Source organism: Mesorhizobium sp. B2-3-11 (genome assembly GCF_006442215.1).
Classification (GTDB): domain Bacteria; phylum Pseudomonadota; class Alphaproteobacteria; order Rhizobiales; family Rhizobiaceae; genus Mesorhizobium; species Mesorhizobium salmacidum.
On the sequence record NZ_VFVS01000001.1, the window covers coordinates 39,206 to 63,544 of the forward strand.

25 protein-coding genes are annotated in these 24,339 nt (G+C 63.3%); 11 read left to right on the forward strand and 14 right to left on the reverse strand.

The window, feature by feature from the left end; translation table 11 throughout:
* Positions 1-105 precede the first annotated feature (105 nt).
* The gene (gene putA, locus FJ960_RS00205; protein WP_140711845.1) at positions 106-3,714 is read left to right on the forward strand and encodes a bifunctional proline dehydrogenase/L-glutamate gamma-semialdehyde dehydrogenase PutA; all 3,609 of its coding nucleotides are present in this window, start codon (positions 106-108) and stop codon (positions 3,712-3,714) included.
* A gap of 12 nt (positions 3,715-3,726) precedes the next feature.
* Here putA and FJ960_RS00210 read toward each other — a convergent pair whose 3' ends face one another.
* From FJ960_RS00210 to FJ960_RS29720, 5 genes are all read right to left on the reverse strand, one after another.
* The gene (locus tag FJ960_RS00210) at positions 3,727-4,041 is read right to left on the reverse strand and encodes an antibiotic biosynthesis monooxygenase (protein WP_140711382.1); all 315 of its coding nucleotides are present in this window, start codon (positions 4,039-4,041) and stop codon (positions 3,727-3,729) included.
* A 61-nt stretch (positions 4,042-4,102) separates the two neighbouring features.
* Positions 4,103-4,945 (reverse strand): energy transducer TonB, encoded by an 843-nt coding sequence (locus FJ960_RS00215; protein WP_246672563.1) that lies wholly within the window; start codon positions 4,943-4,945, stop codon positions 4,103-4,105.
* Positions 4,946-5,167: 222 nt separating this feature from the next.
* A complete protein-coding gene (locus FJ960_RS00220; RefSeq protein WP_140711847.1) occupies positions 5,168-5,557 on the reverse strand; it encodes a hypothetical protein in 390 nt (129 codons plus the stop codon).
* A gap of 50 nt (positions 5,558-5,607) precedes the next feature.
* Positions 5,608-7,746 (reverse strand): TonB-dependent hemoglobin/transferrin/lactoferrin family receptor, encoded by a 2,139-nt coding sequence (locus FJ960_RS00225; protein ID WP_246672564.1) that lies wholly within the window; start codon positions 7,744-7,746, stop codon positions 5,608-5,610.
* On the reverse strand, positions 7,637-8,005 hold the full coding sequence (locus FJ960_RS29720) for a hypothetical protein (protein ID WP_246672565.1): 369 nt from the start codon (positions 8,003-8,005) through the stop codon (positions 7,637-7,639). Before FJ960_RS29720 ends, FJ960_RS00225 begins: the two co-directional genes overlap by 110 nt.
* Here FJ960_RS29720 and hemP point away from each other — a divergent pair.
* Genes hemP through FJ960_RS00250 form a run of 5 tightly spaced genes read left to right on the forward strand, consistent with a single transcriptional unit; the run spans position 7,998 to position 12,124 of the window.
* Positions 7,998-8,204, forward strand: a complete 207-nt coding sequence (gene hemP, locus FJ960_RS00230; RefSeq protein WP_027051401.1) for a hemin uptake protein HemP — start codon at positions 7,998-8,000, stop codon at positions 8,202-8,204. The genes FJ960_RS29720 and hemP overlap by 8 nt on opposite strands.
* Before the next feature lie 23 nt (positions 8,205-8,227).
* Entirely contained in the window at positions 8,228-9,283 is a 1,056-nt protein-coding gene (locus FJ960_RS00235) for a hemin-degrading factor (RefSeq protein WP_140711384.1), read from the forward strand.
* A gap of 10 nt (positions 9,284-9,293) precedes the next feature.
* Positions 9,294-10,202 (forward strand): hemin ABC transporter substrate-binding protein, encoded by a 909-nt coding sequence (locus tag FJ960_RS00240; RefSeq protein ID WP_140711385.1) that lies wholly within the window; start codon positions 9,294-9,296, stop codon positions 10,200-10,202.
* A gap of 5 nt (positions 10,203-10,207) precedes the next feature.
* Positions 10,208-11,308 carry an iron ABC transporter permease gene (locus tag FJ960_RS00245; protein ID WP_140711386.1) on the forward strand — a complete coding sequence of 367 codons (1,101 nt, stop codon included), beginning with the start codon at positions 10,208-10,210 and terminating at the stop codon, positions 11,306-11,308.
* A 24-nt stretch (positions 11,309-11,332) separates the two neighbouring features.
* Positions 11,333-12,124 (forward strand): heme ABC transporter ATP-binding protein, encoded by a 792-nt coding sequence (locus FJ960_RS00250; RefSeq protein ID WP_140711387.1) that lies wholly within the window; start codon positions 11,333-11,335, stop codon positions 12,122-12,124.
* Between the two features lie 32 nt (positions 12,125-12,156).
* Here the strand turns inward: FJ960_RS00250 and rirA are convergent, their stop codons facing one another.
* Complete coding sequence (rirA, locus tag FJ960_RS00255; RefSeq protein ID WP_027144053.1) at positions 12,157-12,621, reverse strand: iron-responsive transcriptional regulator RirA; 465 nt, start codon at positions 12,619-12,621, stop codon at positions 12,157-12,159.
* A 271-nt stretch (positions 12,622-12,892) separates the two neighbouring features.
* Between rirA and FJ960_RS00260 the strand changes: the two genes are divergently transcribed.
* The 3 genes from FJ960_RS00260 (at position 12,893) to FJ960_RS00270 (ending at position 15,478) form a co-directional block, all read left to right on the forward strand.
* Positions 12,893-14,188 carry a DUF445 domain-containing protein gene (locus FJ960_RS00260; protein ID WP_140711388.1) on the forward strand — a complete coding sequence of 432 codons (1,296 nt, stop codon included), beginning with the start codon at positions 12,893-12,895 and terminating at the stop codon, positions 14,186-14,188.
* 105 nt (positions 14,189-14,293) lie between these two features.
* On the forward strand, positions 14,294-14,722 hold the full coding sequence (locus FJ960_RS00265) for a phasin family protein (protein ID WP_140711389.1): 429 nt from the start codon (positions 14,294-14,296) through the stop codon (positions 14,720-14,722).
* Positions 14,723-14,980: 258 nt separating this feature from the next.
* Positions 14,981-15,478 carry a MaoC family dehydratase gene (locus FJ960_RS00270; protein WP_140502708.1) on the forward strand — a complete coding sequence of 166 codons (498 nt, stop codon included), beginning with the start codon at positions 14,981-14,983 and terminating at the stop codon, positions 15,476-15,478.
* A 39-nt stretch (positions 15,479-15,517) separates the two neighbouring features.
* Here the strand turns inward: FJ960_RS00270 and FJ960_RS00275 are convergent, their stop codons facing one another.
* A complete protein-coding gene (locus tag FJ960_RS00275) occupies positions 15,518-16,975 on the reverse strand; it encodes an MFS transporter (RefSeq protein WP_140711390.1) in 1,458 nt (485 codons plus the stop codon).
* Between the two features lie 128 nt (positions 16,976-17,103).
* On the opposite strand from FJ960_RS00275, the gene FJ960_RS00280 reads away from it, so the two are divergent.
* On the forward strand, positions 17,104-17,994 hold the full coding sequence (locus FJ960_RS00280) for a LysR family transcriptional regulator (protein WP_140711391.1): 891 nt from the start codon (positions 17,104-17,106) through the stop codon (positions 17,992-17,994).
* Between the two features lie 15 nt (positions 17,995-18,009).
* On the opposite strand, the gene FJ960_RS00285 is transcribed toward FJ960_RS00280, so the two are convergent.
* A complete protein-coding gene (locus FJ960_RS00285; protein ID WP_140711392.1) occupies positions 18,010-19,413 on the reverse strand; it encodes a PLP-dependent aminotransferase family protein in 1,404 nt (467 codons plus the stop codon).
* Between the two features lie 106 nt (positions 19,414-19,519).
* Here FJ960_RS00285 and FJ960_RS00290 point away from each other — a divergent pair, with 106 nt between their 5' ends.
* Positions 19,520-20,410, forward strand: coding sequence for a DMT family transporter (locus tag FJ960_RS00290; protein ID WP_140711393.1), 891 nt, complete (start codon positions 19,520-19,522; stop codon positions 20,408-20,410).
* 18 nt (positions 20,411-20,428) lie between these two features.
* Here FJ960_RS00290 and FJ960_RS00295 read toward each other — a convergent pair whose 3' ends face one another.
* The 6 genes from FJ960_RS00295 to FJ960_RS00320 form a co-directional block, all read right to left on the reverse strand.
* Positions 20,429-20,974: a GFA family protein gene (locus FJ960_RS00295; protein ID WP_348642343.1), complete on the reverse strand. Its 546-nt coding sequence runs from the start codon at positions 20,972-20,974 to the stop codon at positions 20,429-20,431.
* A 51-nt stretch (positions 20,975-21,025) separates the two neighbouring features.
* Positions 21,026-21,574, reverse strand: a complete 549-nt coding sequence (locus FJ960_RS00300) for a GNAT family N-acetyltransferase (protein ID WP_140711395.1) — start codon at positions 21,572-21,574, stop codon at positions 21,026-21,028.
* Positions 21,575-21,646: 72 nt separating this feature from the next.
* Positions 21,647-22,687, reverse strand: a complete 1,041-nt coding sequence (locus FJ960_RS00305) for a zinc-dependent alcohol dehydrogenase family protein (RefSeq protein ID WP_140502716.1) — start codon at positions 22,685-22,687, stop codon at positions 21,647-21,649.
* Positions 22,688-22,742: 55 nt separating this feature from the next.
* Positions 22,743-22,883, reverse strand: a complete 141-nt coding sequence (locus FJ960_RS00310) for a hypothetical protein (RefSeq protein WP_181167482.1) — start codon at positions 22,881-22,883, stop codon at positions 22,743-22,745.
* Positions 22,873-23,523, reverse strand: a complete 651-nt coding sequence (gene maiA / locus FJ960_RS00315) for a maleylacetoacetate isomerase (RefSeq protein WP_140711396.1) — start codon at positions 23,521-23,523, stop codon at positions 22,873-22,875. Before maiA ends, FJ960_RS00310 begins: the two co-directional genes overlap by 11 nt.
* Positions 23,520-24,218, reverse strand: coding sequence for a fumarylacetoacetate hydrolase family protein (locus FJ960_RS00320; RefSeq protein WP_140711397.1), 699 nt, complete (start codon positions 24,216-24,218; stop codon positions 23,520-23,522). The genes maiA and FJ960_RS00320 overlap by 4 nt, the downstream gene beginning before the upstream one ends.
* Positions 24,219-24,339: the final 121 nt, after the last annotated feature.

The following is a 24,339-nucleotide window of genomic DNA, read 5'->3' on the forward strand; positions in this document are numbered from 1 at the left end:
CGTGTCGATTTTTTCAGACCGCCTGAAATCTGGCACTTGTGCTAGCTTGCGCCATTCGGTCCGGTGACCGCCGGCCGCTCCCTTATGCTTGCTCATAGGACCGCCATGCCGCTCGACGCCATCCGCCAGCAGATCCGTGCCAATTATTTGCCCGACGAAGACGCAGCGGTTAAGCGATTGGCCGAGGCGACCGGGCTTTCTGCCGGACACCGCAAGGCGATCTCGGCCCGCGCGGCCGACCTGGTGCGGGCGGTACGGGGCTCCGCCGATCCCCGGCTGATGGAGGTCTTCCTCTCCGCCTACGGTCTCTCCACCAAGGAAGGCGTGGCGCTGATGTGCCTGGCCGAGGCGCTGTTGCGCGTGCCCGACACCGAGACGATGGACGATCTCATCGCCGACAAGATCGCGCCGCACGACTGGTCGGCGCATTCCGGTGGTTCGAGTTCCATTTTCGTCAATGCCTCGACCTGGGCATTGATGCTGACCGGCCGGGTGCTCGACGAAGGCGAGGGGGGCATCGAAGGCACGCTGCGCTCGATGGTGCGAAGGCTGGGCGAACCCGTCATCCGCAAGGCGGTGGCCGCTGCCATGCGCGAGATGGGCGAACAATTCGTGCTTGGCCGCACGATCGCGGAAGCCGTCAAGCGCGGCCGGCCGATGACCCAGAAGGGTTATCTCTATTCCTTCGACATGCTGGGCGAAGCGGCTCGCACCGAGGCCGACGCCTTGCGCTACCACAAGGCCTATGCCGACGCCATTTCCTCGCTCGATGCCGGCTCGAACGGGCCAGATATCCGGTACAACCACGGCATTTCGGTCAAGCTCTCCGCGCTGCATCCTCGCTACGAGGTGGCGCAGAAGGAAAAGATGCTGCCTGTGATGGCCGAGCGGCTGTTGTCGCTGGCTCTGGCCGCACGGTATTCGCGGATGGGCCTCAACATCGATGCCGAGGAAGCGGATCGTCTGGATCTGTCGCTCGACGTCATCGAGCGGGTGCTGGCCGAACCGGAACTCGCCGGCTGGAACGGCTTTGGTGTCGTCGTGCAGGCCTATGGTCCGCGCGCGGCTTTCACCATCGATTGGCTCTATGCCTTGGCCAAGAAGCATAATCGCAACATCATGATCCGTCTGGTCAAGGGTGCCTATTGGGACACGGAGATCAAGCGGGCGCAGACACTCGGACTGTCAGGCTATCCCGTGTTCACGCGCAAGGCCAACACCGACGTTTCCTACATCGCATGCGCGAAAAAACTGCTTGGGATGACCGACCGAATCTATCCGCAATTCGCCACCCACAATGCCCACACCGTCGCCGCCATTCTGTCGATGGCGGACAACCGCGACACCTTCGAATTCCAGCGCCTGCACGGTATGGGCGAGGCCTTGCACGAAACCGTGCGCCGGTCGGAGGGCACGCGTTGCCGCATTTACGCGCCGGTCGGCGCGCATTCGGACCTGCTTGCCTATCTGGTCCGTCGACTGTTGGAGAACGGGGCGAATTCCTCCTTCGTGCATCAGCTGACCGATGAGGACGTCAAGCCGGAGGACATCGCGCGTGATCCATTGGAAACGGTCGAACGCCAGGGTACCGCCGCCAATCCGGCGATTGCCCGGCCTTCCCAGATATTTGGCGCGGGCCGTCGCAACTCGAAAGGGTTCGACATTACCGATGCGGTGACGCTGGCTGCTATCGACCAGGCCAAAGCGGCATTCGCGGGTCCCGATCGCTGGCACGCCAAGCCGATCACGCGCGCCGCCGGCTACGGCAAGCAGCGCCCGATCGTCAATCCGGCAAAACCTTCCGAGGTCGTCGGCATGGTTCACGAGGCCGCCGCCAAGCAAGTCGCGACCGCCGTGCGCATCGCGGTGGAGGCGCAGCCGGCCTGGGCAAAACGGCCGGTCGCCGAGCGTGCCGGCATCCTCAACCGCGCGGCTGACCTTTACGAGGCCAACGCCGTCGAGTTCTTTGCGCTCGCTACGCGCGAAGCCGGCAAATCGTTGGCAGACGGCGTCGCCGAGGTGCGCGAGGCCGTGGACTTCCTGCGCTATTACGCCACCGAGGCGGCGAATGCCGAGGCGGGCACGCAAGCGCGCGGCGCCATTGTCTGCATTTCGCCATGGAATTTCCCGCTCGCCATCTTCACCGGCCAAGTCGCGGCAGCACTCGTCACCGGCAATTCGGTGATCGCCAAACCGGCTGAGCAGACGCCGCTGATCGCCTTCCGCGCCGTCGAGATGCTGCGCGAGGCCGGTGTGCCGGAGGACGTCATCCAGCTCCTGCCCGGCGACGGCCCATCGGTCGGTGGCCCGCTGACTGCGGATCCGCGTATTGCCGGCGTCTGCTTCACCGGGTCGACCGAGGTTGCCAAGCTGATCGAAAAACAACTGGCCGAGACCGCGGTGCCGGACGCCATGCTGATCGCCGAGACCGGTGGTCTCAATGCCATGATCGTCGATTCTACCGCGCTGCCCGAACAGGCGGTGCGCGATATCCTGGCGTCGGCCTTCCAGAGTGCCGGCCAGCGCTGCTCGGCGCTGCGCGTGCTCTATGTGCAGAAAGACGTCGAGAAGAAGATGCTGGAGATGCTGAAGGGCGCCATGGAGGCGCTCAATGTCGGCGATCCCTGGCTGATCTCGACCGACATTGGGCCGGTCATCGACAACGAGGCGCAGGCCTCGATCCGCGATTATTGCACGACGATGGGGCTGCAAGGGCGGCTGATCGCCAAACTGGAAGCCCCCAAGGACGGCCGCTTCGTCGCGCCGCATGTCTTCCGGGTCAAGGGCATCGAGGAGATGGAGCGCGAGGTGTTCGGGCCGGTGCTGCACGTCGCCAGTTTCGACGCCGATCAGATCGACAGCGTCATCGCCGCCATCAACCGCAAGGGTTATGGCCTGACCTTCGGTCTGCACACCCGCATCGAGGGGCGTGTGCAGCATTTCGTCGACGGCATCCATGCCGGCAACATCTATGTCAACCGCAACCAGATCGGCGCCGTCGTCGGTTCGCAGCCATTTGGCGGCGAGGGCCTCTCCGGCACCGGGCCGAAGGCAGGCGGTCCGTACTATGTCAGGCGCTTCCGCAAGGGCCCGGAAGCAGGCACGGAAGTTGGCGAAGGCCACAAGGTTACGGCGACCGAGCTTGCCGACAATCTGCCCGATCCGGCACTTGGCGGCTGGTCGACGCGGCCGGACCGGATCGCCATCCTGAGGAAGCATCTGCGTGGCAAGGGCGCGGCCGCGATCGGTGCCGCCGCCAGCATCGATTTCGGCCAGGTCGATTTGCCTGGTCCGACCGGCGAGGCCAACACGCTGTCGCTGTCGCCGCGCGGCCGGGTGCTGTGTCTGGGGCCGGACGCCGACACGCTGCTAGCCCAGACCATCCAGGCGCTCGCCGCCGGCAATGCGGTGCTGGCGGTGGCGCCAGGTGCCCCGGCTACCCTCTCCGCATTGACGGGGAAAGGCCTGCCGCTGGCGGCCATCGATGGCCGCCCCGATCCGGTCGAGGCGCGCTCGCTGCGCGTCGATGTCGTTGCTTTTTCAGGCACGCCCGAGGCGGCGCGCATCGTGCGCAAGGTCATCGCCGAGCGCAGCGGGCCGATCGTGCCGCTGGTCAGCGAGGTGCTCAATCCGGCGGCCTATGCGCATGAGCGGGCGGTCTGCGTCGACACGACGGCAGCGGGCGGCAATGCCAGCCTGTTGGCCGCTGCATAGACTGGTCGATACTTACGCGCCTTCGACAACGGAAAAGCCCTCGAATTGCGAGTGGCCGAAATAGTGGACCTTTGTCGTGCCGACATTGCGGTGGGCGGCGCGAAAATTCTCCGACTTGGTCCAGGCGGCGAAATCGTCATGGCTGGCCCAGACCGTATGCGACGCAAAAAGCGTGTAGCCTTCGGCCTCGTTGACCGGACCGTGCAGCAGATGGAACTCGCGGAAGCCTTTCATCTCGGCAAGGCTGGAATCGCGGTTCTTCCACACGGCTTCGAACTCGGCCTCGGAGCCGGTCTGCACCTTGAAGCGGTTCATGGCGATATACATGGGGTTCCTTTCAGCAGGTCTCGAACGTTGATGATTGATGGCTTGAGTGAATGGCCACGGCTCAGAACGGACCGATTGGCGCCTTGAAGCGCCAGATCGACATCCCGGTCTCGGGCGGGATTGGCGGGAATGGCGCCTGTTTTCGCACCAGCTCCAATGCGAATTGATCAAGCTCCGGCGAGCCGGAGCTCTTGGCAAGTTGCAAGTCGGCAACGTTGCCATCGGCAAGCACGACAAATGCCACCATCGCGTTGTTGCGGGCTGTCGTTTGCGCGGATTTCGATACACGGCGATTGGCGCGAGCCAACTTGCTGGCCACTTCGCCGCTATAGCGGGAAGCCGCCGCGTTGCCGGCCTCGCTTTGCTTTCTCCCTTTGCTGGCAATGGCCGCCTTGATTTCATGGCCGTCAGCCGAGCCGCGCTTCTCGTATGGTTCGCCGGCATTTGCTGGAGCTCTTTCCGGGCTCGGCCTTGCGATGGGAACCTGCGGCTGCTCTGGAACCGAGGCAGGCGTTTCGGTGTCCTCGGCCTGCACGGTCGGTTGCGCCGGCATTTCAGTTCTGGGAGGCGCCACGCTCTGGTCATCGGAACGCGGCGTCCCCGCCACCAGTATGTCCGGCGTGACCGCCGGCAGCTTGACAGGTTCCGGCAGAGGCTCGGGAGGGGGCTTCGCGCCTTCCTGCGCGGGACGTGGAGGTTGTGTCGGTGGCATTGACCCCGCTGCCTTTGCCGGTTGCTGCTTGGCCGGCTGCGGATTCGGCACCAGCGTGACATTCATCGCCGCCGGGTCCTTGTCCAGGGCGCTACCGACCACCTTGTCTCCTGAGTGATCGCTGCCTTCCGACTGCACCCCGCCCTGGAGATCGAACGTTCCCGTTGGCGATATAAAAAAGGCCGCCGCCACGCCTGCGTGGAGCAGGCAGGAGACGACGATCGCAGCCGGCCATTTGCCGGTGCCGGCAGGCGGCCCGTCTGGGCAAGCGGCTCGGCCGGCACGATGGCCAACTCGTCGCCGGCAGTGGGGAAGGAACTGATTTCCTGCATGTCGCGCGGCGGAAAATGCAGCGGCCCAGGCGCCATTGTCAAATCAAGATAGGCTGGCTCGAACAGCAGTTCTGGTCCCACATCAGACGCCGAAAGCAACTCCGGTCCTGGTGTCCGTCTTCAGCTTGCGCAAGCAGGCGGCCGGTTCGAGGCCCGTGCCGGCGCATTCCGTCGCGCTGTTGATCAGCACACGGCTGACCTTGATGCAGTCGGTGCCGGCCAGGTCAAAGCGCGTCACCTTTGTCTTGCCCGATGGCAAATCCTTGAAGTCGAGCACCGTCAGCCGGTCGACCACCCCGGCCTCGTTGAACAGGGCGATCTCGAACGCCGCCTTGGTGAGGTCGGCGCCGAGATTGTTGTTGACCAGGAAGGTCAGCCGGCAGCCCTTGTCGGAAGCTTGCGCGGCATTGAGTTCGAGGATCAGGACCGGCGCGGACTGTTCAGCCCACGCCGGAACGATCGCAAGCGACATCGCCAGCGTCGAGGTCAGCAGACGAAGGGATGTCGTCAAGCTCGTCGTGCTCAGCCTCCAAATCGCATGGTTGCGGCCAGCTTCAGCGTGATGCCCGGTTCATGGACAGCGACCGTCGTGCCACCGTTCAGCGGGTTGGCGTATTTGACGTCGAACAGGTTGTCGGCACGGAAATCGACTTTCAGATTGTCGGTCGCCTGATAGCTGGCGAACGCGTTGACCAGTATGTAGTCCGTGGCCACCGCATTGCCCTTCGGCTTGCCGTTATACTGTACCTCGCCGCCGACGGTCAGCTTGTCCTCGAGGAAGCGCAAGCCGAGCTGAGCGGTGACCTGAGAGGAAGGAATGGTGGCGAGGTCGGCTTCCACACCCTTGTAGGAAACCGTGTGGCCATTTGTGATCGTAGCCGAGAGGCCGGCATAGCCCCATGCCGCGTCGTAGACACCTTCCAGCTCGAGGCCGTCGATCTTGGCCTTGGCGAAATTCTGGTACTGGAAGCAGATCGGGATGCCGGGGCCGAAGGGGCAGCCGCTGCCTGGAGCGAACGGCGACAGCGTTACGCCGTCGATATAGTCGTCGACATCGTTGTTGAAATAGGCCGCCTTGATACGGAGTGCGTCGCCAGCCTCGAAGATGTCGTTCTGCTTGTAGTTGACGCCGAACTCGGTCGTCTTGCCGGTTTCAGGCCGCAGATTTGGATTGGGCAGGAACGGGAAGCTGACGCCAGCCGGATGGTTGCCGCTGATCAGCGTTTCCGTGATCGACGGCGAGCGATAGCCTTCCGCGTAGGTGCCGTAGAATTGCAGGCCGGCAAGCCCGGCGCTCTCGAACGGCGAGACACCGACCGTGACGCGCGGCGATAGCCTGTCGCCGAAAATATCGTGCGTGTCATCCTTCAGGCTATAGCTGTCGTAGCGCAGGCCGGCGATGACTTCGAGCCAGTCCCAGCTGAGCTTGTCTTGGACGTAGGCGCCCGACACATTCCGCTTGCCAGAAGGGGTGTAGAAACTGTCGCCGCCGGCAGCGCCGCCCGTCTTGACGCTGTCGCCGACCCAGTCACCGCCATAGGTCAGTTCATGCGCGATGCCGCTCGTCTCGAACCGTGACGTGTTCCAGATATCGATGCCGGTCGTGCCGACATCGAATGTCGACCGCGATCCTGTCGGCAGCATCACGGGAAGACCGGTCACCGGATCGACGCGGTTCTGCGGCACAAGACTGGTCAGGTCGAGATTGGTCTTGTTGTAGGAGGTGTTGATGTGGAGATCGAGCCAGCTCTTGTCTTCGTCCGTGATGTTGTAGCGGGCCGTGAAGGTGTTCGACTTCAGGTCGACATCATTCACAGAGAGGCCGCCGCTGGTCTCGTTCCAGCCATCGCTAGAGCCGACCCAGCCAAGCTTCAGTTCACTGTTCTCGGTCGGCCGGATGGTGGTCTTGAGCAGGCCGCTCAGCACGTCGAAACCAGTGCCGTTGACGGTGTCGCCGTCGCCGTCCTTGTAGTTGTCGTAGTCGCGGTAGACGATGTTGCCCAGCACGTCCCAGTTCTGATTGATCCGATAGGCGCCGGATGCGCTTGATGTCCAGCCCTTGCCGTTGCTTTCGTAGCGTCCAGTAACGGAGCCTGCCCAGGTTTCGTCAGGGTTGAGGAAATCCAGCGCATCCTTGGTATCGAAGAAGACGACGCCGCCAATGGCGCCAGAACCATAGGTGTTGGCGACCGGACCGCGGATCACGTCGAGGGATTTGACCAGTTCGGGATCGATGTAGAAGGTCGACTGGGTGCCGTGGTCGGAACGCTGGAAATTCTGGCGCGCGCCATCGACGATTACAGCGACGCGGCCGAAATCCTGCAGGCCTCGGATGTTGATGCTGGTGCTGACGCGCCTGGCGTCGGCCTGCGCGGCGACACCTGGTACGCCGAGCAGCATTTCGTTTGGCGTCGTCGCCATGCGGCGGTCGAGTTGCTCCTGGTCGACGTGGCTGGCCGAAGCCAGCGATTCGATCGCTGTTTCGCCGGTGCGGCTGAGCACCAGGATCTTGTCGAGTAGCGTCGCGCCCGAGGGAGCTGCTTTTTCCTGATCAGTCTTTTTCGATTGACTGGTCTGCTCGCTCGCCGGCTGCGTTGCCTGTTGCGCGTGCGCCGATGGCGCGGATAGGGCGATCGCCGCCACGCTTGCAAGCAAAGCCATTGCACGGTTCGCCTTCGACCGGCCGCGCCATTCCCAATTCATCAACCCCATGCCCCAACTCCAAATTCCAGGTTCCATGCTGGCTGGCCCGGGGCTTGCTGGCATTTTCGATCGTATCCGGCATCTTAAATGTTGACTCATTTAGTCCGGTATTGCACTGACTAGTAAACATGATTATTCGAGTCAAGAAATGAATCGGCAATTTCGCAACGCCTAGCCAGATGCCCGGCACAGGAAAGGGATCGACCCAGATGAACACGCACAATCCCAACGATTTTCGCTATCGCGTCCGCCGTTCGGACGATGCCTCCGCCCGTTTCGATCGGATTCCGCTGGCGGTGCGAACGCTGTCCAGCAACACGCTGTTTCAGGGCGAGCACGAGATCGGCATCGAACATCATGGAGCGCTCTACCGGCTGAAGATCACCCGCCAGGGCAAGCTCATTCTCAACAAGTAAGGCAAGGCACCAGGGGTAAAGACATGGACCAGCGCGTAAAACCCGCTCCGCATGAAATCCGGCGGGCACGGACCGAGAATCCGAAAACGCGCGAGCGTGATCTTGCCGCCCAGCTCGGCATTTCGGAGGCCGAGCTGGTCGCCGCGCATTGCGGCGACGGCGCCGTCCGCATCGAACCGCGCGTCAACGACCTCCTGATCGGTCTCGAGGCCGTTGGCGAGGTCATGGCGCTGACCCGCAACGAAAGTGCGGTGCACGAGAAGATCGGGGTCTATGACAAGGCCGTCACCGGCAACCACAATGCCATGGTGCTTGGCGAGAACATCGACCTGCGCATCTTCCCGAAAGTCTGGGCGCATGGCTTCGCCGTGGAGAAGCGGGACGGCGACGACATCCGCCGCAGCCTGCAGTTCTTCGATGCGGCCGGCGAGGCGGTGCACAAGGTGCATCTGCGCCCGGCCTCCAGCCTCTATGCCTACCAGAAGCTGGTCGCCTCACTGGAATCGTCGAACCAGGAGCCGACAACCGCCGTTTCACGGCCCGTTCTCGATGTGGAAAGCGAGGCAGGGACCGCAAGCCTGGACGATCTGCGTGACCGCTGGAGCCAGCTGACGGACGTGCACCAGTTCTTCGGCATGCTGAAGACGTTGAAGCTCAGCCGCCGCCAGGCGGTGCGCATGATCGGCCAGGACTATGCCTGGCTGCTCGACAATGACGCGGTCCGGGCCATGTTCCATCACGCCGCCGAAGGCGAGATGCCGATCATGTGCTTCGTGGGCAACCGCGGCTGCATCCAGATCCATTCCGGCCCGGTCAAGTCGATCAAGACGATGGGACCGTGGATCAATGTGCTGGACGAGGCCTTTCATCTGCACCTGCGAATCGACCACATCCATGAGGTCTGGGCGGTGCGCAAGCCGACCAAGGACGGCCATGTCACCTCGCTCGAGGTCTATGCCGCCAATGGTGACATGATTATCCAGTTCTTCGGTAAGCGCCATGAAGGCGAGGGCGAACGCGACGACTGGCGTTTCCTGGCCGAGCACCTGCCGCGCATTCCAAGCCCGACGGCAGCCTGAGGAAAGTGCAATGCGTTCTGTTTCGAGACCATCCGCCCTGCGCGGATCGATCATCGGTTCCGCGATCGGCCTTTCCCTGGCTTTCGCGGCAATGCAACCAGCCGGCGCCACCGAAGGCGTTTCGGTCTTCGCCGACCCTTCGAAGATCGCCGCCATTGGCGGTTCAATCACCGAAATCGTCTATGCGCTTGGCGAGGAAAAGCGTCTCGTAGCGCGCGATTCCAGCAGCCTCTATCCGAAAGCGGCACTCGAATTGCCCGATGTCGGCTACATGCGCCAGCTGTCGCCGGAAGGCGTCTTGTCGGTCAATCCGACAGCCATACTGGCATTGCAGGGCAGCGGCCCCAAGGGAGCCGTCGACGTGCTGAAGAAGACGAGCATTCCCTTCATCGAAGTGCCCGAGCAGTACAACCACGAAGGCATCCTCCAGAAGGTCCGCATTGTCGGCAAGGCGCTCGGGGTCGAGGCCAAGGCGGAGGTGCTGGCCAAGGCGCTCGATGCCAAACTCACGGCCGCTAAAAAGCAGACAGAATCGATCAAGGAGCGCAAGCGCGTCCTGTTCGTGCTCTCGATGCAGGGCGGCAAGATCATGGCGGCCGGCAGCGAAACCGCGGCCAACGGCATGGTCAAGCTGGCGGGCGGGGTCAATGCGGTGGAAGGCTTTTCCGGTTACAAGCAGATGTCCGACGAAGCGATCGTCACCGCCAGGCCGGACGTGATCCTGATGATGAGCAATGCCGGGCCGCCGGTGTCGGACGACGAAGTGTTCGGCAATCCATCCATAGCCTCGACGCCGGCCGGCACCGCGCGCAAGCTGATCCGCATCGATGGCGCCTATCTGCTCGGCTTCGGGCCACGCACGGCCGACGCCATCCACGACCTCGCCGTGTCGCTTTATGGCGCACAGGTCACGGACTGAGCATCATGGCCGACCAGTCGATCGCCGGTCCAGTGAAGGCGATGGGTGCATCCGAAGGCGATCGTTCCGGTCGCGCCCGTGCCGTCATCCTCTTGCTGTGCCTGGGCCTGGCGATCGCCGTCTTGCTTTCGCTCACATCCGGGGCGTCGGACGCATCCGCCGTGAACGTCATCAGGGATTGGCTCTTTGGCACCGTCCCTGGCGATGCGGCCCTCAACGCGCGTGACAGTCTGATCGTCTACGAAATCCGCCTGCCGCGCGTCATCCTCGGCATGCTGGTGGGCGCGGCGCTCGCGGTTTCCGGCGCCGTCATGCAAGGGCTGTTCCGCAATCCGCTCGCCGATCCCGGCCTGATTGGGGTTTCAGCCGGCTCCAGCCTTGGCGCGGTGGCCGTCATCGTGCTCGGCGGGACCGTGCTCGTACCGGCGACCGCATTGCTCGGAACGCTCGCGCTGCCGCTTGCGGCGTTTTTCGGCGGCCTCGCCACCACACTGGTGCTTTATGAGGTCGCCACGCGACGCGGGCAAACCTCGGTCGCCACCATGCTGCTCGCCGGCATAGCCCTGGCGGCACTTGCCATGGCGCTGACCGGAATCCTCATATTCATGGCCGACGATCGCCAGTTGCGCGACCTGACCTTCTGGTCACTGGGATCGCTCGGTGGTGCGACATGGGCCAAGATCGCTTCCCTAGGGCCCATCATCATCTTGGCGCTGGCGGCGATGCCATTCCTGGCCCGCGGCCTCAATGCGCTGGCGCTCGGCGAGGCCACCGCCGGCCATCTCGGCATACCGGTGCAGCGGCTGAAATACACAGCCATCATTGGTGTCTCGGCGGCGGTCGGGGCGTCCGTCGCCGTCAGCGGCGGCATCGGTTTCGTCGGCATCGTGGTGCCGCATCTGTTGCGCCTGCTGATCGGCCCGGACAATCGTTACCTGCTGCCGGCCTCGGCGCTGCTCGGCGCCTCGCTATTGCTGCTCGCCGATGCCGTCGCCCGCACCATCGTGGCGCCGGCCGAATTGCCGATCGGTATCGTCACCGCCGTCGCTGGCGCGCCGCTCTTCCTGTGGATCCTGTTGCGCAAGCGCGGCGTGATCGACCTGTGAGTTGGGACCCTGTTGGAGTGTTTCATGATCGAAGCGCGCGATGTTTCTGTGGCGATCGGCAAGAAGCGTATTGTCGTTGATGTCGATTTCGAAGTCGGGCCGGGTGAAATCTCGGCCATCGTCGGTCCCAACGGCTCGGGCAAGACGACCTTTCTCAAGGCGATGTCGGGGGATCTCGCCCATACCGGACGGATCGTCATCAACGGTCGCGAGCTGTCGATGATGAAGCCGGTCGAGGCTGCGACGGTGCGAGCGGTGTTGCCTCAGGCAACGACCTTGTCCTTTCCCTTCACGGTGCGCGAGATCGTCAGGCTTGGCCTGGTCGGTGGCCGCGCGGGGGTGCTGCCCGGCGAGAACGAACGCCTGCCGGAGCGGGCGCTGGCGCGGGTCGATCTCGATGGCTTTTCCGGGCGTTTCTACCAGGAACTTTCGGGTGGTGAGCAGCAGCGCGTCCAGCTTGCGCGCGTGCTGTGCCAGGTCTGGGCGCCAGTGCTCGACGGCAGGCCGCGCTATCTCTTCCTCGACGAACCGGTTTCCAGCCTCGACATCAAGCATCAGCTGATCATCATGAACATCGCCCGCGATTTCGCCAGAAGAGGCGGGGGCGTGGTCGCGATCCTGCACGACCTCAATCTGACGGCCATGTATGCCGACCGCATCTTCGTGATGCATCGCGGCCGGCTGGCCGCGACCGGCTCGCCGCGGGAGGTGCTAAGCGATGAGCTGATCGAAAAGGTGTTCGATTGCCGGCTCAAGGTCGGCGTGCTGCCGGCTAGCGACATGCCGTTCGTGCTCCCGCAATCGTCGGTCAGCTGATATTCAGCCGACCTCCCACGACGCGACAGGGATCAAGCTGCCGGCGCGCGGCGCTCCATCAACAGATCGATGCCGAGCAGGTTGCGCACATTCGGCCGCGCCGCCACCAGGTCGGCGATCGTGTAGCGGGCAAGCACGGCGAAGAAGGCGTTGAGCGCCTCGCGCAGCGCCGAATTCAACGCGCAGCTGTCGACGAGCGGGCATTCGGCCGCGTCGTTCTCGAAGCACTCCGCCATGGCAAAGCTTTCCTCGGTCACGCGCACAACGTCGAACAGGCTTATCGCTTCGGCGGCACGGCCGAGCCGTACCCCTCCGTTCCGGCCGCGGACAGTCTCGACCAAGCCGTTCTCGACCAAAGGCTGCAGGATCTTGAACAGGAACAGTTCCGACACCGAATAGGCGGCCGCGATCTCCGGGATGCGGCTCAACCGTTCATTGTTGGCGGCACAATACATCAGGATGCGCATGGCGTAGTTGGTTTGGCGGGTAAGCCGCATTTCATCCTCACAAAGCGCTGGCACGGTGCAACCATGCCAGAGTGTAGACTTGCTGGCGCGGCTTCATCCGGATTTTCGGAGTCTCCACACTGGCTTCGACGGAATATGGCCTATACCTTGGAATAATTCCAGACTAGCTTCGAGTTATAGCTGAACATTCTCGTCAACTTTATGTGCCTGACCAGGTGAGACCCCGGGGGTAATCGCTGTCACGGGCATTCTGGCGGTCGAAACACTAAATAGGCTGAGATCGACGAGGAGCGGCCCATCCATGGCTCAATCGGACCAGTCCCTGGCGCCAGTGCGGTTCGATGCCGACGCGGGCGCCAAGCTTTCCGCGCTGCGGCGGACAAAGTTCGTCGCCACGGCGGCACTGGCGCTCTGCGTGCTGGTCTTTGCCCTGGCCAAGTCCTTCCAGAGCAGCTATCCGTGGCTCGGCTTCGTCGCCGCCTTCGCCGAGGCGGCAACCATCGGCGGCCTTGCCGACTGGTACGCGGTGGTGGCGCTGTTCAAACGGCCGCTTGGGCTGCCCATTCCCCACACCGCCATCATCCCGGAAAACCAGGATCGTATCGCCGACAATCTCGGCCGTTTCATCGAGGTCAATTTCCTGGCGCCGGAGCCGGTGCGTGAAAAACTCGCCGAGGTCGATTTTTCGGCACTCGTCGCCGACTGGCTGGCCGATGCCGAGCGCGCCGCCGACCTGTCGCGCTTCGTCGTGCGGCTTGTGCCGCAGACGCTTGCCGCCGTCGAACAATCCGGCCTGCGCGGTTTCGTCACCAGCCGCATGCTCGAACAGATCGAAAAGGTGCCGCTGGCGCCGCTGGCCGCCGAACTCTTGTCGGCGCTCACCGACGATCGCCGCCACCAAAAGCTGTTCGACGAGTTCATCAAGGTCATCGGCCGGTTTCTCAACGACGAACAGGCGCTGGCGACGATGCGCGACAAGATCCGTGAGGAATTGCCGTCGCTGTTCAACCTGTTCCGCGCCGACGCCTATCTCCTGAAGAAGATCGTCGCCTCGGCGGGCTCCCTGCTGGACGAGGTGCGTGCCGATCCCGACCACCCGATGCGCGCCGAATTCGACCGTTTCGCGCTAGGCTTCGTCGAGCGGCTGCGCACGTCCAAGCAATATGCCAAGCGAGCGGAGAAAATGAAGCGCGATTTCCTCGCCAGACCCGAAGTCAGGGCGCTGGCCGGCGACATGTGGGAGAGCCTCAGCCTGTTCATCGAGCAGGATGCCAAGGCGCCGAATTCGGTGATCCGGGAGCATCTCGCCAACATGTTCGTCGAGGTCGGCCGCCATCTTGCCGGCGATGCGCAGATCCGGGCCGACATGAACGGAGGATTCGTGGTTGCGCTGGCCTCTTTCGTCGAGAGCCAGAAGAGCGGCGTATCGAAATTCATCGCCGACCAGGTCAAGCGCTGGGATCTGGCGCAACTGACGCGCCTGATCGAGATGAACATCGGCAGGGACCTGCAATATATCCGCTTCAACGGCATGATCATCGGCGGGCTGGCCGGCATCGTGCTCTATACGATCGAGTTGCTGCTCCCGGTCAATTGATCCGTATCGACCGCCAGGCGTGCGTTCGAAATGGACACACGGCATTCGAGTGCTATTCTCCAGTCGAGGGCGTCCGCACCCGCGGCAACAGGGGAGAAGACAAGCATGGCCAGGCAACCGGAATCCGATTCCTTCATGGAGATGTTCGGCAGATTCGGCCGTGACCTCAAGGTGCCCAACGTCGATGTCGAGGCGATTCTTGCGCACCATCGCAAGAATCTGGAAGCGCTGGAGAAGGCGGCACGGACCAGTGCGGCCGGGGCATCCTCGCTGTTGTCGAGGCAGCGCGAAATGCTGCAGGACACGCTGCGGGAAGTCGCCGACATGGCGCAGAGCTACCGCGCACCGGGCAATCCGCAGGAGCTCATGGCCAAGCAGACGGAATTTGCCAGAAAATCCTTCGAGGCGGCGCTCAAGAACGCCGGTGAAGTGGCTGAACTGGCAAGGAAATCAGGCACCGAATCGATCGATATCCTGCGCGCGCGCATCAAGGAAGCGATGGAGGAGGTCCGCGCCGGTTACGGGCAGAAGTAGGTTCTCATCGGCTGTCGTTCCGTCCTCGGCCAAGCACGCCGGTTCGCGATTCCGCAACCTTGCGCATAGTTGTATTAGCGCCACAGCATAAGCTCCCGGCAGCCTGGAAGGTTGGAAAATCCGAATTCGGCCTGCCATCGCGTGGCAATGCATGGCACGAGTGAGCTCGACTCCGCCGGAACGGATTTGCGCAGGATGAATTGACAGAGGCCGCCGGTTCGTGGTCCGGAAGCTTTGGAAGCGATCGGGAAAGCAGGAATGACGGAAGTACGGCCTAAAACGCCGCCTAGCTACGAGCAGCTGAGAACGATGTCCGGACAGGAGCTCGGCGTCTCGGAATGGACCACGGTCGACCAGAACCGTATCAACCAGTTCGCCGACTGTACCGGCGACCATCAATGGATCCACGTCGATCCTGAACGGGCGCGGCGGCAAAGCCCGTTCCGCACCACGATCGCGCATGGCTATCTGACGTTGTCGATCATCGGCGCGTTGGCCCTCGACATGGGGATCGTTCCCGAGAATACGCAGGCCGCCTTCAATTACGGTTTCGACAAGGTGCGTTTCCTGGCGCCGGTCAAGGTCGGCGCACGCATTCGCCTGCGCACAACGCTGCTTTCCATGGAAGACAGAGGCCCGGGCCAGTATCTGATGAAGGCAGCCAATACGGTCGAGATCGAAGGGGAGGAAAAGCCGGCGCTGATGGCTGAAACGCTGGTCATGCTCTATGAGCGCCGCAGACGGGCAGGGGCCTGAACGGCGGTCCTTTGGGACGCCCTACGCCGGCCAAACAGGTCACGCAATCCCGGGCCGGGTACGGCCGGCAAAGCGTAGTGAGATTAGCGCGAGCAACAGCGCAACCAGCGCTAAGGCCGCTGCCGTCTGAAAGGTGACCTGCATGCCCCGGGCGGCCGAAGCGGAACTCAGGACGTCCTGACCTGTTCCTTGCCGCGTACCGGCCGATGCAATCGCGAATATGGCGCCCATCAACGATGCGCCGGTGATGAGGCCGAGATTGCGCGACAGGTTGAGCAGACCGGAAACGACGCCACGTTCGTTTGCGCTTCCACCGCCCATGACGTTCGCGTTGTTGGAGGTCTGGAACAGGGCGTAGCCGAAGCATGTGACGGTGATTGGAACGACATAGCTGGCAATGCCGAACTTGGTCAGGGCAAGCGACAGGAGGAACGTCCCCGTGGCGAGGCAGGCCAGGCCGGCGACCATCATCGCGTGGGCGCCGAGGCGATCGGTCAGGCGGCCGGCCAACAGCGCCGACAGGGTCGAGACAAGCGGCCCGGTCGAAAGCGCCATTCCGACCATCGCGGCATCCAATCCGAGCCCGCGCGACAGATAGAACGGAGCAACCACGAGGGTTGCCATCATCACCGTCGCGACGATGAGACTCATGGCAAGGCCGGCGCTCAGCCGTGGGTCGCGGAAGCGGGCGAGTTGGACAAGGGGCACCTTCGCCTTCGCCTGCGCAATGGCGAACACGATAACGCCGACACCGGCCACGACCAGCAGGCCCAAATTGGGCATGCCGAAATTGCCTCTGCCAAGCGTCAATGCCAGGGCATAGGCGCCCAAGGTAAGGGCCAGCAGGGCGGTGCCCGTGACGTCAAACGTGCCTCGAGCGACCTCCATTGTCCCGCTGCGCGCCGGCAGGGCACGCCAGGCGAGAGCGAAGGTCAGAAGGCCCAGCGGGACATTGACCAGAAAGATAGCCCGCCAGCCAGGGCCAGCGATCAAAAAGCCACCAAGCGAAGGCCCGAGCGTCGTGCCGATCGCGGACATGGCGCCGAGCAGGCCCATGGCGCTGCCGGTTCGCTCCTTGCTCACGGTTTCCGCGACGAAGGCCAACGTCAGCGCCATCATCAGCGCGGCGCCAAGCCCCTGCATGGCGCGTGCCGTGATCAGCAGCCAGAGCGTCGGTGCCAGGCCGCAGAGCGCCGATGCCAGCGTGAACAGCGCGATGCCGCCGAGCAGCAACGGCCGGCGCCCGAACATGTCGGCCAGCCGCCCGGCGCCGACGATCAGTGTCGTGATGGCGAGCAGATAGGCGAGAACCACCCATTGCACGGACTGGAACGATGCATCGAAAGCCTGCATGAGCGAGGGCAGCCCGACGCTGGCGATGCTGGTTCCCAAGGACGATAGCAGCGTGGCGAGCGACAGGCTCGTCAGCGCCAGGCCGGTGGACCGGGCCTGTTGCGGCGCCGATATCAGTTCCCGATTTTGCTCAGCGAGTGCCAAGGCGATCTCCTTCTGTCTGCTCCCGAAGCGGAGCTGTCGGAGATCTAGTCTTGTGGCTGGTATGGCGGAAGGTGCAGCATTTGCATCTTATCCGTGCGTCAAACGCCATATCATGCTAGGATAGACCGATGACATCACCCGATCTCAATCTGCTGTTTGCCCTCGATGTCCTGCTGGCCGAGGGCAGTGTGGCGCGCGCGGCGCGCCGTCTGCGCCTCAGCCCCTCGGCGATGAGCCGAACGCTGGCGCGGCTGCGCGAGGCAACGGGCGATCCTCTGCTGGTGCGCGCCGGGCGCGGTCTGGTGGCGACGCCGCGTGCGGAGGAATTGCGGTCACAAGTCGGCCGTGTCGTCCAGGACGCGGAAGTGCTCCTGCGCCCTGCCGAGTTGCTTGACCCCCGGAGTCTGGACCGGATCTTCACATTGCGCACCAACGAAAGCTTCGTCGAGGAGTTCGCGCCCCGTCTCGTCGCCCGCATCGAGGCCGATGCGCCAGGGGTGCGGCTGCGTTTTGCGCCGAAGTCCGATAAGGATGCGATGTCGCTGCGCGAAGCGGCGATTGACCTAGAAATTGGCGTTGCCGGCGAGACCGGACCCGAAGTGCGCATCCAGGCGCTGTTTCGCGACCGTTTCATCGGCGCTGTTCGATCAGGCCATCCCCTGAGCGAGGGCAAGGTGACGCCCGAGCGCTATGCGGCCGGCCGGCACATTAGTGTTTCGCGGCGCGGCCGCGAGAAGGGGCCGATCGACGAAGCGCTGAATGGGTTTGGCTTGCGGCGGACGGTGGTGTGCATGGTCTCGGGCTTTTCGGCGGCACTTGCCATGGCCCGAGCCTCGGACCTGATCGCCAGCGTGCCGGAGCGACATACGACAGGAGCGCGCGCCGGCATGCACAGTTTTCCCCTGCCGGTCGCCACCTTGGACGTTACCATCTCCATGCTCTGGCATCCGCGCCTCGATGCCGATCCGGCACAACGCTGGTTGCGTGAGTGCGTGCGCGCGGTTTGTTCGAAGCACTGACGATTTCGTGCCAAATCAGCGAGCCATCGCCGTTTCGAGCGCCTTGAAAATCCGCTCGTCCGCGCACTGGGCGACGTTGAAGCGTAGGAAGCGACTGGCGGACTGCGACAGGCTGAACGCATTGCCGGGTGCCAGCACGATGTTGTCGGCCAGGGCGCGGCGGGCGATTTCGGCGGCGTCCACCCCGTCCGGCAGGCCGCACCACAGGAACAGGCCGGCCGGCTGCTCGATCCAGGGCATGATGCCGATCGCTTTCAGTCGGGCGCTGGTTTCAACCATGGCGCGCGCAAGCTTGGTGCGCAGCAGATCCATATGTTTGCGGTAGCTGCCGTCCTTCAGCAGCGTCAGCACAAGTTCGGCCGCCAGCCGTCCGCCGCCGAAAGTCGTGGCGATCTTGAGGTCGGCTAGGCGCTCGATCCAATCTCGGGGCGCGGCGATGAAGCCGCAGCGGACCGACGCCGACAGCGTCTTGGAGAAACTGCCGATCTGGACGACGCGACTGAGGCCATCGAACGCCGCCAGCCTTGGGGCAGGGGTGTGCTCGAAATCGGCGAAGATGTCATCCTCGACGATGGTCAGGTCCGACTGATCGGCAAGCTTGAGCAAACGGTGCGCGGTGACCGGAGACAAGATCGCGCCGGTCGGATTGTGGATGGCGGAGTTGGTGATGTAGAGGCGCGGCCGGTGTTCGGCCAGCGCCTGTGCGAACAGTTCGATGTCCGGTCCCGATGGTGTGTAGGGAATGCTGACGACCTTGGCGCGGTGGGCACGCAGCAAAGCGTGGAAATTGAAATAGCAGGGGTCGTCGACCAGCACCGTGTCGCCGGGCTCGATCAGGAACCGGCAGAGCAGGTCGATGGCCTGGGTTCCCGATTCAGTCAGCATGATCTGTTCGGGGGAAACTTCGATGCCGTGCCCGGCCATGCGCCGCGCCAGCAATTGCCGCAGCGGCGGCAGCCCGAGCGGCGTGCCGTAATCGGCAAGCGCGACATCGTCGGCTCGCGCGACCGTACGCAGTGCCCGGCGCAGCCCGGTCTGGGGCATCCATGATGCCGGCAGCCAGCCGCAGCCGGGTTTCAGGACCTCCTCGCCAGCCTCCAGCGACTGGCGCGAAACCCAGAGCGGATCGACGGCACGATCGAGCCGGGGGCCGATCTCGGCTAGGGACAGCGGCGCCAGCGAGCCGGCGGCATAAAAACCGGAACCCGGCCGGGAGCGGATCGCGCCTTCGGCGGCGAGCCGCTCATAGGCTTCGACGACGGTGGATTTGGACACCTGCATGGACTTCGCGAAGGCACGGATCGACGGCAATCGGGTTCCCGGTGTCAGGCTGCGCGCTGCGATCCGCTGTCGGATGGTCGCCATGACGCTTTCCACAAGGGTGCGCGCGCTGTCGGGTTCCAAAGTAAGGTCTGTCATCCGTACTGCTCAATCCTCCATTACAGTTTCATCGAATTGTACCCCATTGTCTCTGGCCGCACCATGGGCGTCCGCCCGATAGAGGGTGAAAGCAATGGAGCCTGCGATGGACAAGACGGCGAGCGGCTGGGTGAACGGATTTATCGGCGTGCTGATCTTCAGCGGTTCATTGCCGGCGACGCGCGTGGCGGTGATGGATCTCGATCCGATATTCCTGACATCGGCCCGCGCGGTCATAGCCGGCCTGCTTGGTCTGGCGCTGCTACTTGCATTCCGCGAGGAACGCCCTGGGCGTCATGACTTGCTGTCGCTCGTCATTGTTGCTCTTGGCGTGGTGGTCGGCTTTCCCTTGCTGACGGCATTGGCGCTGAAGCATGTCACCTCGGCCCACTCCATCATCTTTGTCGGCCTGCTGCCGCTGGCGACTGCGATCTTCGGTGTGTTGCGCGGCGGTGAACGGCCCCGGCCGGCCTTCTGGCTGTTCTCATGCCTCGGCAGTGCGCTGGTGGCGGGTTTTGCACTTGCGCAAGGCGTGACGGCTTCGCCGGTCGGCGATGGGCTGATGCTTGCGGCCATCATCGCTTGCGGCCTGGGCTACGCCGAGGGTGCCGCACTGTCGCGCAAGCTCGGCGGCTGGCAAGTGATCTGCTGGGCGCTGGTGCTGTCCCTGCCGATCATGCTGGTGCTGACGTTTGCGACCCTGCCGCCATCCTTCGCCAGCGTCGGCTCCAATGCCTGGATCGGTCTTGGCTACGTCTCGCTGTTCAGCATGCTGATCGGCTTCGTCTTCTGGTATCGCGGCCTGGCGCAAGGCGGTATTGCAGCGGTGGGGCAGTTGCAGCTTCTGCAGCCGTTTTTCGGGCTCGCATTGGCGGCGACGCTGCTGCACGAGCAGGTCAGCCCAATGATGATCGTCGTCACGCTGGGCGTGGTGACCTGCGTGTTCGGCGCGAAGAAATTCGCCAAGCGGGATTTGCCGCGGCGTGCGACTGCATAGTGATGATGCCGACCCTGACTAGTTTTTCGTATAGTTAGGCCCAACCCGTGTCGGCAGGCCGTCGGCGAGTTTCAACCAAGGGAGTTTCTCCTCAAAAGCGACATGCAGCGTGGGTGCAAATTTTTCCGGCTCCTCCATCCCCGCTGCAAAAAAATGCATGACACCGGACATGTTCGTTGAGCGGAAGGACAGCGGCGAGCCACAGTGATCGCAAAATGTTCTTTCCACACCGGGTGAAGAGTTGAATACCTTCGGTGGCTTGCCCAACCATCGCCAGTGGCCGTCCAAGACGCCAATGTAGGTGGTCATCGGCGCGGAACATTGCCGCCGACAACTTTCACAATGACAGACCACGCATGCTTGCGCCGGCCCATCGACTTCAAAAGCAATAGCGCCGCATAAGCAATGACCACGCATGCAAACTCTCCTTAAGTCACTGACCCAATAAGTTGTACCGAGCGTAGTTGGAGAGTCGCCATGAGATGCGCCGAGCTGGCGCTCAAATGCGACATTATCGATGAAGTACCAGCGGCGCTTTCTTGTCGAGCATGGCCTAGCGGCCATCCGATTGTTGCTTCGCTTTCACCGCCTTTTGGCTCTGAACGAGTTTAAGCTCTAGGTACCCGACTGCGGCACCATCCTTTCGGCGACATACAGCATGTGCATTGAGCTCGGATCGGTCGGCAGCAGGTCAGGGTGAGCGAATTCCCCGCCCTCGATTTTCTTCATCCCCAACCGCTGCATGACGGCTTCGGACCGCGTGTTCGCCAATGCGGTGAATGAGTAGACGCGCGGCGCATCCAGGCTGCCGAATGCATAGTCGAGGGCGGCGCGAGCGGCTTCGGTCGCATAACCCTTGCCCCAATGGTCGCGAGCAAGCCGCCAGCCCACCTCCAGGGCCGGGCCGAAAGGGAAATCGGTCCCGAGGCGGTGCAGGCCGACCGCGCCGAGCAACGCTCCGTCGCCGATACGCTCGGCGGCCCAGAAAATCGGCTCGCCGACTTCGGAAAGCCGCATCAGTTGTTCGACGATGTCGCTGGTCTCAGAGGCGGTCTTCATGCCGCCGAGGAACTGCATCACCTCCGGATCGGCGTGGATAACGCCCAATAGGGGCTTATCCGCCTCTCGCCAGGCCCTGAGCTTCAACCGGTCTGTCGCGATCATACACTCTCTCCAAGAGGATCGGGCTCACCCTCGCTGCCATAATAGCGTTCGGGCTGTGATTGAGTCTCGACCTTAGAACTTCGTCACCACGCCGATGCCGATGCCCTCGAAACCGCCCATCGCCATCAAGGCTGCTGGCGCCTCGTCGAGGCTGATCTTCTTGCCGACCAGCAATTCGGGCTTCAGCTTGCCGTGGCGGATCATCTCCATCATCGCGGGGTAGCGATAGGCCTGCATGCCGTGACTGCCGAGGATTTCGAGCTCGAAGGCGATCACCTTGTCCATCGGCACTTGCGGGCGGGCGTGCTCGCCCAGCATCAGGCCGACCTGTACGTGACGGCCGCGCCGGCGCAGGTTGGCGATTGAGTTGAAGGACGTCGTGGGGTGGCCGAGTGCGTCCATCGACATGTGGGCACCGCCATTGGTGATCTGCTTGACCGCCTTGACGACGTTCGGCGTCGTGGAGGCGTTGATGGTCGCCACGGCACCGATCTTTTTGGCGAAGTCCAGTTTCTCCTCGGTGAGATCGATGGCGATGACATTGGCGCCCATCGAACTGGCGATCATGATCGCCGACAGGCCGACGCCGCCGCAGCCATGCACCGCCACCCATTCGCCCGGCGTCACCCGGCCCTGGTCGACGATGGCGCGGAACGACGTGACGAAGCGGCAGCCGAGGCTGGCGGCGGTGGCGAATTCCATTTCGTCGGGCAGCCGCACGAGATTGGTGTCGGCATATTCGATGGCGACATATTCGGCGAATGAGCCCCAGGCGTTGAAGCCCGGCTGCGACTGATGTTCGCAAACCTGGTGATTGCCTGATGTGCATTCGAAGCAGCGGCCGCAACCGACGGCGAACGGCACGGTGACGCGTTCGCCCGCCTTCCAGCGGGTGACGTGCTTGCCGGCGGCGACGACGATTCCCGCCAGTTCGTGGCCCGGTACATGCGGCAGGCGAATATCGGCATCATGGCCCATCCAGCCGTGCCAGTCGCTGCGGCATAGCCCGGTAGCCTCGACCTTGATGACAACGCCATCGGCAGCCGGCTTCGGATCGGGCACGGTCTGGATCGTCGGCGCTTCGCCGAATTTCTCGAAGACGACGGCTTTCATCGGTCACTCCACCCTTGAGACTGCACGGGGAAACGATAGCCGATTCCTTGACCGTTCAAGCGGAAATCGATTCCGCGATGCCAACGGAGGAGGCGAATGGCGGTTCGTCATCTTCCTCCAGCACGTAGAGGCAGCCATACTCGATATCGGCCAGCGCCTTTGCCTCGTCGGCATCGGTGGCTTCTCTATTCGGCATCGATCTGGTTCTGTGGCGCGGCTTTCTGGAAGGCGGCTAGCGCCATGCAGGCGGCGTTGATGCGCGCGATTGTCGGGTAGGGCATCATATCGACGCCAAAGCGGGCGTTGCTGGTGACTTGCGCGGCAAGGCAGATGTCGGCCAGCCCCGGCGTGTCGCCGTGACAGAATGCGCCGGTTTCGGGCGAAGCCGTCAGCAATTGCTCGAGCGGCGCAAAACCCTCATTGACCCAATGCCGGAACCAGTTGGCGACATCCTGGTCGCCGGCGCCGAACAGCGTGCGCAGCGAGGTCAGCACGCGCAGATTGTTCACCGGGTGGATGTCGCAGGCGATGATCTGCGCCAGCATTCTCACCCGTGCCCGGCTGGGCGGGTCTTTCGGCAATAGCGGGGGTTCAGGTATGGTCTCGTCGAGAAATTCGATGATCCCCAGCGATTGCGTCAGGAGCATGCCGTCGCTCCAGATCAGCGCCGGCACCAGCCCCTGCGGATTGACCGCGAGATAGGATGGTTCCAGATGCTCGCCATGGCGCAGATGATGCGGGACATAATTGTAGCTCAGCCCCTTCATCTCCAGGGCGATCCGCACCCGGTGCGAGGTGGAGGAGCGGAAGTAGTTGTGCAGGACAATCTTGCTCATGACTTCGGCTGGCCGATGGTCACTTCGATCGTGCCGATGCCGTCGACGCCGCCTGATATCGTTTCACCCGGCTTGACCGCGCCGACACCGGCCGGCGTGCCGGTGAAGATCAGGTCCCCGGCCTGCAATTCCACGCCTTGGCTGCAGATCGAGACGATATCGGCGATCGGCCAAATCAGCTCGGCGAGGTTCGCATCTTGTTTCACCGCGCCGTCGATGGCGAGCCAGATACGGCCCTTCGCCGGGTGCCCGGATTTCCGCGCGGCAAACAGCGGGCCGCAAGGCGCGGAACGGTCGAACGCCTTCGACCAGTCCCAGGGCCGCGCCGCCTTCTTGGCGGCATCCTGCAGATCGCGGCGGGTGAGGTCGATGCCGACGCCATAGCCCCAGACATGGTCCAGCGCCTTGTCGCGGGAAATGCGAAAGCCCGATGTACCGATCGCCACCACCAGCTCGATCTCGAAGTGGAGATTTTCGGTCAGCGGTGGATAGGGGATATGAGTGCCGGAATCGACCACCGCGTCGGCCGGCTTGGTGAAGAAGAAAGGCGGATCGCGCTCGTCATTGCCGAATTCGCGCGCATGCGCCGCATAATTGCGGCCGACGCAGAAGATGCGCCGCACGGCAAAGCGTTCGCCGGAACCCGCAATGGCGACAGAAGGCGTTGGCGGGACGGGAAGGACAAAGGCGGTCATGGCGATCTCTGCATATGATGGCGATACATTCGGCCGATTTCGGGGGTCGGGCAAGGCGTCGCTTTTCATAAAGCATGGGCTTTGCCGCGGCTGGATGAGGAATTCAGGCTTCCGATCATTT